This is a genomic window from Nocardiopsis sp. CNT312 (assembly GCF_000515115.1).
In the GTDB taxonomy this organism is placed as follows: Bacteria; Actinomycetota; Actinomycetes; order Streptosporangiales; family Streptosporangiaceae; genus Nocardiopsis.
Genome location: NZ_AZXF01000052.1, coordinates 1 through 2,665 on the forward strand (window position 1 = coordinate 1; position 2,665 = coordinate 2,665).

The following is a 2,665-nucleotide window of genomic DNA, read 5'->3' on the forward strand; positions in this document are numbered from 1 at the left end:
ACGTCGGCCGCCCCCTGTGGGAGGCGTGAACGGATCGGAGAGAAGAGCGACGGGGCCGTGCGGAGGATGTCCGCGCGGCCCCGTTTCGTTCCTCACGCGGGTCGCCCCTGGCTGGAAACACGTGGCTCCAATCGAAGCGAGACCCGATACTGAGCGCTTTTCATCCTGCTTCGCGGAGCTGAAGCACCAGCACGGCTCGGGTGATCTCTCCGGCCCGGTGCGGGCAGCACCGCAGTCGGCGTAGGACGTCCCAGTTCTTGAGCTGGGCGATAGCCCGCTCACCCGGGCTGCGAAGCTTGGCGTGCTCGGAGTTGGCGTCCTTCTTCCACTGCGGCTTGCCCCGCCCCTTGAACGGGCAGAACACCACCTCCGACAGGCCCGCGTACCCCTTGTCGCCCAGGCCGAGCAGGCCCGAGGCCTTGACGCGCTCGGCGGTCCTCCACACCCGTGCGGCTCTGGTGTCGTGTACCGATCCCAGCAGCGACCATGAGGTCCACAGGGGTTCACCGTCCGGGGCCGCGACAACCTGGATGTTCATGCCGTGTTGTTTGTGCTTGCCGGAGTAGTAAGGCCGGTCGGCTCCCACACGGTCGCAGGCGATCAGGGTGCCGTCGATGATCACCTAGGCCCACCCTTTCCGACGTGCGCGGCGTAGGCCCTGTTCGAGGGCGGGTGCCTGCTCAGCGAGCAGGGCCGTGGTCTCGCGCACGTACCGCCAGGCGGTCGTGGTGCCGACCTCGAACCCCGCGGCGATCTGGGCGAAGGGTTCGCCCTTGTAGAGGTGGACCAACACGAGTAGGGCCTGCTGTGCGGGATCCAGGCGCCGCCATCGGGAGCGGGTGTTCTCGCGGTGGGTGCGGATGGTGCGGGCGGCCAGGTTCAGGGTGCGGCGTGACAACGGCAGGGCGGCACGGTACAACAGCATGTGAAGCCTCTGGTGGGCAGGTTTTCTTGGTCGAAAACCCATCTACCAGGGGCTTCTTGCTGTCAGGGGTGCTTCAGTGCGAGTGGTACAGGCCCGTGACCTGCATCTTCTGGATGGAAAAGGCTCACTCCAGCTACGCGAGGCAGAATGAAAAATTCTCAATTATTTATCCCTGATAAAATCCCCTCGACAACCGGAAGGCCGTAGCAGAGAAGCTGCCAGAGAAAACAATAACACGAACATCATAAGCACCAGAGACTAGAGGAATTTCAGAAAATTCATTAATTTCATCAGCCGGATAGACCGAATCAAAAAGAAAAGATCTCCCCTTGCAGTTCCATGTAATATTTTGCACTTCCACTCCCCCGAGGCAGCCATTTTGAACCCAATCGATCAATTGCCCCTCAGACTCTGCTCCACCCCATCGGATAAACGTCATTTCCTTCGAAAGGTAGGCCGTGTCATCTGGAACATCGCCCAAAACTAAAGCATCGCCACCATCGACATCAATCAGACCAGCATAAGAATCGACCACACATGACTTTTCATAATCATCCCCTTCATCCCCCTTCCAGGAACCCATGAGCACTTCAGGAACAACTACCATTGGGCCACCCAAACTAGAAATCCACTGAACCAAAGAAGACACCAATTTCTTCACGAAGCCAAAGGATCGGAAAATTGATTCCGAGATCAGAGGCGCAGCGAAATGAACTATAACTGGACTCGCTGCCTGTGCGCAGGCACAAATCAGAAAGAGAAACCCCTTTAAGAAATTCAATGGAAATCACCAGAAGCGGATAAGCCCTCAGGCCATAGTTCCCAAAGGATTCGAGATTCCTCATTTTGTCGCACCCTTGCTGCGATTCGCATTTCTCCGCAAACGCAGGTATCACCATCCCATTGTGATACTTATCTTCATAATCCTGTACATGTTAGGCGGAGTTCATCCCCTGGCCTAAATCCGCCAATCGGCTGCCAAAGCATCGCGACACAACATAGCCTAACTCGCCCCCACCTCACCGGTCGTCTGCCCGACCCGTGCTGGCCCAACCCGATCTTGTACGCCCTGACAGTCATCGCTGCCGAACCGAGCAATGCTCATCTTTGATGGAAAAGCGCTCAGATCCCATGCATATTCCATAAACAGGTAGTTTAGCTTGCTAACCGAACTGGAGATGGGTAGCACTTCCAAGAAAATCCGTTGGATCTCAAAAATTTCCCCGAGCCACTAGAATAGTTAAGGATTCCACTTCCACACGGAGAATCAGAAGTCAGAATATGGATTAATATTATCATTATTCATCTTTCTGGCATTTGAACCCTGAGCAGAACTACAGGCCCTGCACTGGGGCAAAAGGATCTGAGGAGTGTCATTATCGATGAAGGTCGACACCGGCTGATGGTCCTTAACCCATGCCCCACTCGGATAGCCTGACGTCTGAGCACCGCACGAATGGCATCCATATTTATCACCAATCGCATTTATTGACCGAATTTCCTGACTATTCCAGTCTCGACCTTTACTGCGGGCCGGAATGCTTTCCACAGCATACGGCCCCGGGAGCATGAGATCACATGAATTACCATATCCCCCCTTCTGTCCACCAATATTGTGACTGAGAAGATCCTGGTCTCCGACAGTCACGTGGAACGTGTGGACGCCCTGGACGGTCAGGTTATGGACCGTCGCGAGCTGTGTCCAGGCCCCGACCGCGGACACCCGCACCCACGTACCGG

1 protein-coding gene and 1 pseudogene are annotated in these 2,665 nt (G+C 56.1%); both read right to left on the reverse strand.

Translation table 11 applies throughout. The features are described 5' to 3' along the window. Positions 1 to 160 precede the first annotated feature (160 nt). Positions 161 to 925 (reverse strand): annotated as a pseudogene (locus B042_RS23630) (transposase family protein). A 166-nt stretch (positions 926 to 1,091) separates the two neighbouring features. Further along, positions 1,092 to 1,586, reverse strand: coding sequence for an Imm21 family immunity protein (locus B042_RS25205; protein WP_197024348.1), 495 nt, complete (start codon positions 1,584 to 1,586; stop codon positions 1,092 to 1,094). Positions 1,587 to 2,665 lie beyond the last annotated feature (1,079 nt).